The 6,011-nt window shown below is 58.2% G+C and carries 11 protein-coding genes; 9 read left to right on the top strand and 2 right to left on the bottom strand.

All coding sequences use genetic code 11. From position 1 onward, the window contains the following. Nucleotides 1-1,126 (top strand): ISL3 family transposase (locus tag HK44_RS01460; RefSeq protein WP_031319265.1); only part of this gene is annotated, 1,126 nt, incomplete at its 5' end. Between the two features lie 33 nt (nucleotides 1,127-1,159). On the opposite strand, the gene HK44_RS01455 is transcribed toward HK44_RS01460, so the two are convergent. Then, complete coding sequence (locus HK44_RS01455; protein ID WP_019689857.1) at nucleotides 1,160-1,753, bottom strand: NUDIX domain-containing protein; 594 nt, start codon at nucleotides 1,751-1,753, stop codon at nucleotides 1,160-1,162. 452 nt (nucleotides 1,754-2,205) lie between these two features. On the opposite strand from HK44_RS01455, the gene HK44_RS01450 reads away from it, so the two are divergent. After that, complete coding sequence (locus tag HK44_RS01450; protein WP_019689856.1) at nucleotides 2,206-2,649, top strand: GNAT family N-acetyltransferase; 444 nt, start codon at nucleotides 2,206-2,208, stop codon at nucleotides 2,647-2,649. An 11-nt stretch (nucleotides 2,650-2,660) separates the two neighbouring features. On the opposite strand, the gene HK44_RS01445 is transcribed toward HK44_RS01450, so the two are convergent. Next, nucleotides 2,661-2,999, bottom strand: coding sequence for a hypothetical protein (locus HK44_RS01445; RefSeq protein ID WP_019689855.1), 339 nt, complete (start codon nucleotides 2,997-2,999; stop codon nucleotides 2,661-2,663). Between the two features lie 201 nt (nucleotides 3,000-3,200). Here HK44_RS01445 and HK44_RS01440 point away from each other — a divergent pair, with 201 nt between their 5' ends. The 7 genes from HK44_RS01440 to HK44_RS01410 all read left to right on the top strand — a co-directional run bounded on the left by HK44_RS01440 (nucleotide 3,201) and on the right by HK44_RS01410 (nucleotide 6,001). Next, nucleotides 3,201-3,449, top strand: a complete 249-nt coding sequence (locus tag HK44_RS01440) for a hypothetical protein (protein WP_019689854.1) — start codon at nucleotides 3,201-3,203, stop codon at nucleotides 3,447-3,449. 59 nt (nucleotides 3,450-3,508) lie between these two features. After that, complete coding sequence (locus tag HK44_RS01435) at nucleotides 3,509-3,838, top strand: DUF6388 family protein (protein ID WP_019689853.1); 330 nt, start codon at nucleotides 3,509-3,511, stop codon at nucleotides 3,836-3,838. A 3-nt stretch (nucleotides 3,839-3,841) separates the two neighbouring features. Beyond that, nucleotides 3,842-4,546, top strand: a complete 705-nt coding sequence (locus HK44_RS01430) for a YoaK family protein (RefSeq protein WP_019689852.1) — start codon at nucleotides 3,842-3,844, stop codon at nucleotides 4,544-4,546. Nucleotides 4,547-4,611: 65 nt separating this feature from the next. Then, nucleotides 4,612-5,004, top strand: coding sequence for a sulfurtransferase complex subunit TusD (tusD, locus tag HK44_RS01425; protein WP_024264676.1), 393 nt, complete (start codon nucleotides 4,612-4,614; stop codon nucleotides 5,002-5,004). 3 nt (nucleotides 5,005-5,007) lie between these two features. Beyond that, nucleotides 5,008-5,370, top strand: coding sequence for a sulfurtransferase complex subunit TusC (tusC, locus tag HK44_RS01420; RefSeq protein WP_019689850.1), 363 nt, complete (start codon nucleotides 5,008-5,010; stop codon nucleotides 5,368-5,370). Next, the gene (gene tusB / locus HK44_RS01415) at nucleotides 5,370-5,669 is read left to right on the top strand and encodes a sulfurtransferase complex subunit TusB (RefSeq protein WP_019689849.1); all 300 of its coding nucleotides are present in this window, start codon (nucleotides 5,370-5,372) and stop codon (nucleotides 5,667-5,669) included. Before tusC ends, tusB begins: the two co-directional genes overlap by 1 nt. Beyond that, nucleotides 5,666-6,001, top strand: a complete 336-nt coding sequence (locus HK44_RS01410) for a TusE/DsrC/DsvC family sulfur relay protein (RefSeq protein WP_019689848.1) — start codon at nucleotides 5,666-5,668, stop codon at nucleotides 5,999-6,001. Before tusB ends, HK44_RS01410 begins: the two co-directional genes overlap by 4 nt. Nucleotides 6,002-6,011: the final 10 nt, after the last annotated feature.

Raw genomic sequence — 6,011 nt, 5'->3', positions numbered from 1 at the left:
GATCGATCTGACTCCCCACGCTACCCGATTCCCTTCCTGTGGCGGCTGCCAAAAACCCTGTTCAACCACTCATGAGTATTGCGAGCGAGTCGTTCGTGATTTGCCCATTCTCGGTCGCGCGGTGCGCCTTAGCGTTTTGCTCAGGCGGGTTGGCTGTCGTGACTGTGGCAAACGCATGGAAGCCGTCAGTTGGCTGGATCGCTATGCCCGCATGACGCGCCGCTTGGCCGATGCGGTCATTCAAGCCTGTGAGCGCCTTCCCACGCTACACGTGGCTCAACTGTTTGGGCTGCATTGGGACACCGTCCGGTTGCTGGAGCGTCGAGCCTTGCAAACGGCGCTAAGTAATCTGCCGAAGGCGCAACCGCGACGCCTGGTAATGGACGAGTTCGCGCTGTTCAAAGGTCATCGCTACGCCAGCGTGGTCCTGGATGCCGATACACGACGAGTGCTGTGGATCGGCGAAGGCCGCAGCCGGGCGGCGGTCAGACCGTTCTTCGAAGAACTGGGACCAGAGGGTTGTGCTCGAATCGAAGCGGTAGCGATGGACATGAACACCGCTTTTGATCTGGAGGTTCGCCAGCACTGCCCCAAAGCCCGAGTGGTCTACGACCTCTTTCATGTGGTAGCCAAATATGGCCGAGAGGTGATTGATCGGGTCCGCGTCGACGAGGCTAACCGGCTGCGTCATGACAAGCCGGCTCGCAAGGTCATCAAGCAGGCGCGATGGCTGTTGCTGCGTAACCCGCAGAACCTGAAAACGCCGGAACAACAGGTCCATTTACAGGATTTACTGGCGGCCAACCAATCGTTGATGACGGTCTATCTGATGAAGGCTGAACTCAAAACGCTCTGGACGCCGAGTACCGCCTGGGGCTGGAGATCGGCCTGGAAGCAATGGTTGCGCCATGCTCATGAAAGCGCGATACCCGCCCTGATCCAGTTCGCCAGACGGCTAAAGGATTACTGGCGGGGCATCGTCAGTCGGGTTCGCTGGCCGATGCACACCGGTCAGTTGGAAGGAATAAACAATCGAATAAAGGTCATCAAGCGGATGGCGTACGGTTACCGGGATAGCGAGTTCTTTTTCATGAAGATCAAGAGCGTCTTTCCCGGTAATCCGTGATGAACCTTTTTTTTGCCCAGCAGAAACATCGGTCTAAACCGTCGCAAAAATATCCTTCATCGCCGCGTACTGCAGCAGCATGATGGTTTTCGCGTCGACGATCTGCCCACTGTAAAACGCCTCGAGTGCCTCATCGAACTTCAGCTCCAGCACCTCAAGGTCTTCAGTTTCCGCCTCCAGCCCACCCCCCGATCCGACGCGTGAAGCAGCGTCATATTCAGCCACAAAAAAATGCAGCTTCTCGGTCACCGACCCCGGGCTCATGTAAGCCTCGAATACTTTCTGCACATCGTGAACGCGATAGCCGGTTTCCTCCTCCGCTTCTGCACGGATGCGCTCCTGCGGCGAGGCGCCTTCCAGCAACCCTGCTGCCACTTCAACCAGCAAGCCGTCATGACCGTTGACAAAGACCGGCAACCTGAACTGGCGGGTCAGTACGATGGTTTTTTGCGCACGGTTGAACAGCAGAATGGCGGCACCATTGCCACGGTCGTAGACCTCGCGGGTTTGTCGCTGCCAAACGCCATTGTTACGCAGGTAATCGAAGGTGATTTTCTTGAGCAGGTACCAGTCGTGGGACAACACCTTGGACTCAATGATGTTGACGCGCTCGGCCGTATTCGACATGACAATCCATCCTGTTTGTTGTCAGAGGGCGCCATGGTATTCCATCAGCGTAACGGCCGCAGCAACGGCTGAAACCCAAAAACCCTGCATCGCTGCGGGGCTTTCGGTTCTAATCCTTTAGAACCTGTCAGGCATCACGCTACACACGTGGCCTGGTGGTGCAACAGCTGTCGCTGTCTGTTTCATACGGTTCGGGGGAAAGGCCCGGGCGGTCAGTGACGGGAAGTTCTTTGCGCCTTCCATTTCGTTGACCCGCCCCCCCTAAGAACTGGCCATCTACACAGTTAAATATATGAATTCCTACGTCTAGACTGGCAAAAGTACTACAACACAATCCCGCGATCAGAACGATTCACATCAGGACGGCTGCTCGCCACAGGCATTCACTTCGTTAACAACACACGGTAGTCTCGATATCGGTTGCCCCCAATACCGTTACAAGGACGTCGCGAATGAAACTGCGCATCGAGTTATCGCAAAACCCGCTACCTGAAGAACGCCAGGCGATTATCAACCCCCTGCGCGCCTACAACATTGCCCATGCCGGCGAAGGTCATTACCAGGAAATCGCCCTGCTGGTTCGTGATGAACAGACCGACGAAATCCTCGGCGGGCTCTACGCAAAACTGTTTTACCAATGGATGTTCATCGACTTGTTGTCAGTGCCCGAGCAGGCACGCGGACAGGGCACCGGCTCACGGCTGATGCACATGGCCGAAGAGCTGGCGCGGGAGAAAAACTGCATTGGGATCTACCTCGACACCTTCGAATTCCAGGCACCGGAGTTTTACAAGAAGCTGGGGTTTACCGAGATTGGGCAGATTGCCGATTACCCGCCTGGCAGCAAGCGTTTCTTTTTCCAGAAATGCCTGACGGCCGCTGAACCAAACACCTGACGCTCACTGACTCACAGACAGGTTGCCAGTGCTGCCAGTCGGCGCTTGGCAACCCAGTTGTCCTGAGTGGCGTAGTACTTCAATGCGCCGCCTTGCACGTCGATGAAGGACTCGGCCGAACGGGTGTAAACGGTGAAACCGCCGGTTTCGCCGGGTTGCAGATAACCACTGGCGTCGACACCGAACACTGCCTCGTCCTGCCAGGCAAACTGCACACATTGGGCGACGACCAGATCAGGCTTGTTCGAGGCGAGCGTCTTGTAGGGGCTCTGGGAGCGCGCTTCTTTCATCGTCGATCCCGCGCAACCCGCCAGCAACACGCCAGCCAGCGCCACCATCAAAATACGCATTGTGTTTCCTTATTCGCAAAACGCTGACTGTATCACCGCAAGCGGCCGTGCCGAAGCGCCAGACTCACCAGTTCCTCATGCCTTGTCCTCGGCGCCACTCTGCTTTACTTCATATAGAGGGCGACAGACCGTGCCGATTCGCGCACCCTGTCGCGCCATAATTATTGGCGCGTCGCGCCGAGCAACCTTTCTGGAAAGCCCATGACCCCCAATGCCGAATTCTACAAACCTTCCACCGACTACGCCGACAAGCTGATCAGCCAGATCGGCCAGACTCCGTCGTGGATCGCCAAACGCATCGGCGTGACCGACAAGCGCATTCGCTACATCCTCGATGGCGAAAGAACCGTCAAAGGTGAAACCACGCCGATCCAGATGACCTACACCGAGCAGTTTGCGCTTGAGTGCCTGGCCGCCGAGGCCAAAGCCAACAAGAAAAAGACCTCCTGACCCGCGTCAAGGCAAATGCCCTCAAGACGCGCATACTTTTCCTTTGACAAGGACGGTCCATGGCCCCAATCGACTCGCAGCACGAACTGGCGCTGCAACGATTTCTCAATGCACGACCGGCGTTACGCGAAGAACTCGATCACCTGAATCCTCTGGCTGCCCAGGCCAAAGGCGAAACCATGGCGCAATATCGCAACGAACGGCTGCATGAAGCCTACGAGGCGGAGGCCGAGCGTCTGGGCCTGTTTGCCTGGGAATTGACGTTGCAATTGACCGTGGCCACGGTTGAGGACTATGAAGCCCAACGGCTGGAGGTGCACAAGGAAGTGGCGCAAATGGCCGGCATGGACTGGAAGGAATATCGCAAACTGCAGGGTCTCGAGAGCTGATAAATGCTGCCGTCTTCACCTAATCGCGCCCATACACCGGGCCTGTTGCACGTGCAAAAATGGCGCGGCCGGATCGGTATGTTGCTAGTGGCGAGCCTGTCAGTGCTGGCTGGCATGACCGACGCTATTGGCTTCATGGCCACCGGCGACTTCGTCTCCTTCATGAGCGGCAACACCACCCGCCTGGCGGTAGCGATCAGCGGCGCAGATCTGGGCATGACCTTGCGGTTGCTGGTGCTGATCGCCATGTTTGTCGTCGGCAACGCCTTGGGCATTGTGGTCAGCCGATTCAGCGGCCGACGCGCCCTTCCCTTGATGCTGTGTGTCGCTACCCTGTTGTGCGGCGCCGCTGCATGGCCATTCGAGGCTAAAATTCCGGCGTTGCTGGCAGCGATCATCGCCATGGGGATGCTCAACGCCGCCGTCGAACAGGTCAACGGCTTTCCGGTCGGGTTGACCTATGTCACCGGTGCCCTGTCACGCTTTGGGCGCGGCCTGGGACGCTGGTTGCTCGGCGAACGCCGCAATGGCTGGCGGGTGCAACTGATCCCCTGGACCGGCATGTTTGCCGGCGCCGTCCTGGGTGCGGTGCTCGAACACCATCTCGGCCTGCAAGCCCTGTATGCCAGCGGTCTGCTGGCCGGCGTGCTCGGCGCTATTTCACTGAAGATTCCACGGCGCTGGCAGATGGGCTATATGCCGCGCTGAATCGCCCTTCGCCGCACCGGCGATAAAGCTTTATCATGGCCGCAGATTTGTTGTCAGAGTTCACCATGAAGTTCGCCATTGCGCTGTTTTCCGCCGCACATGCGCCCTCCTCGCGCCGCGCCCTGCTGTTTGCCCAGGCAGCGCTGGCCGGTGGGCACGAGATCGTGCGGCTGTTTTTCTACCAAGACGGCGTTTACAACGCGTCGAGCAACGTCGTTACGCCACAGGATGAGCAAGACCTGGCACTGCAATGGCGCAACTTCGTCAGCGAGCACCAACTCGACGGCGTAGTGTGTATTGCTGCAGCCTTGCGTCGTGGTGTGCTGGATGAAGCAGAAGCCAGGCGCTATCAGCGCACGGCAATCAATGTCAGCGCACCGTGGGAATTGTCCGGGCTCGGGCAGTTGCACGACGCGGTGCAAGACGCCGATCGCCTGATCTGTTTTGGAGGGCCATGAAACATGCCTAAATCCTTGCTGATTATCAGCCGGCAGGCGCCCTGGTCTGGCCCAAGCGCCCGTGAAGCGCTGGATATCGTACTCGCCGGCGGCGCCTTCGATTTGCCGATCGGCCTGCTGTTTCTCGATGACGGCGTGTTCCAGCTCACCACCGGGCAGGTCGCCAAAGCCGTGCAACAAAAAGACCTCAGCGCCAACCTGCAGGCGCTTGGGTTGTTTGGTATAGAAGACCTGTATGTGTGTGGCGACAGCGCCATTGCCCGAGGTCTGGAACCGACGGCCTTGAGCCTCGACCCGTTGCAGGTGCTGGCTGCTGAGCAAATCTCGGCTGTTATTGACCGTTATGACCAAGTGATTACCCTCTGATGTCGACTTTGCATGTGTTATCTCACTCGCCGTTTACCGATAACCGGCTGACCAGTTGCCTGCGCGTGCTGGGCGCAAGCGATGCCGTTCTGCTCAGTGGCGATGCGGTCTACGCCCTGCAACCCGGCACCGCGCCACTCAGCGCACTGCAAGCACAAAGCGATAGCTTGCGCCTGTTCGTCCTGGCCGAAGACGTTCAGGCTCGCGGACTGCAGGTACCCGACTGGGTCAAAAGCGTCGACTATCCAGCGTTCGTCGAACTGTCGATTCACTACGACAAGGTCAACAGCTGGCTATGAATTCGCTCACCGTAGGCGCTCGGCGCATCGATCTGGACAAGGACGGTTACCTGGTTGATCTCGGTGACTGGTCCACCGAAGTCGCCACGGCGCTGGCTGCCGCCGAAGAACTGGAGCTAAGCCCCGAACACTGGGAAATCCTTGAGCTGCTGCGCGGCTTCTATCAGGAGTTCCAGCTGTCGCCGGCCACTCGCCCGTTGATCAAATACACCGCGCTGAAACTGGGCCCGGACAAGGGCAACAGCCTGCACCTGAACCGATTGTTCAAAGGCACTCCCGCCAAACTTGCCGCCAAGCTGGCGGGCCTGCCCAAACCGACGAATTGTCTATGACCGATTTCGC

The organism is Pseudomonas fluorescens HK44 (assembly GCF_000217955.3).
Classification (GTDB): Bacteria; Pseudomonadota; Gammaproteobacteria; order Pseudomonadales; family Pseudomonadaceae; genus Aquipseudomonas; species Aquipseudomonas fluorescens_AQ.
This window is presented reverse-complemented; position numbering and strand designations above follow the sequence as displayed.

Bases quoted from the DNA above. Each gene is read 5' to 3' on its own strand.
- tusD (WP_024264676.1), top strand. From the start codon at position 4,612: ATGAAGTTCGCCATTGCGCTGTTTTCCGCCGCACATGCGCCCTCCTCG.
- HK44_RS01410 (WP_019689848.1), top strand. From the start codon at position 5,666: ATGAATTCGCTCACCGTAGGCGCTCGGCGCATCGATCTGGACAAGGAC.
- tusB (WP_019689849.1), top strand. From the start codon at position 5,370: ATGTCGACTTTGCATGTGTTATCTCACTCGCCGTTTACCGATAACCGG.
- HK44_RS01435 (WP_019689853.1), top strand. From the start codon at position 3,509: ATGGCCCCAATCGACTCGCAGCACGAACTGGCGCTGCAACGATTTCTC.
- tusC (WP_019689850.1), top strand. From the start codon at position 5,008: ATGCCTAAATCCTTGCTGATTATCAGCCGGCAGGCGCCCTGGTCTGGC.
- HK44_RS01455 (WP_019689857.1), bottom strand. From the start codon at position 1,753: ATGTCGAATACGGCCGAGCGCGTCAACATCATTGAGTCCAAGGTGTTG.
- HK44_RS01430 (WP_019689852.1), top strand. From the start codon at position 3,842: ATGCTGCCGTCTTCACCTAATCGCGCCCATACACCGGGCCTGTTGCAC.
- HK44_RS01445 (WP_019689855.1), bottom strand. From the start codon at position 2,999: ATGCGTATTTTGATGGTGGCGCTGGCTGGCGTGTTGCTGGCGGGTTGC.
- HK44_RS01440 (WP_019689854.1), top strand. From the start codon at position 3,201: ATGACCCCCAATGCCGAATTCTACAAACCTTCCACCGACTACGCCGAC.
- HK44_RS01450 (WP_019689856.1), top strand. From the start codon at position 2,206: ATGAAACTGCGCATCGAGTTATCGCAAAACCCGCTACCTGAAGAACGC.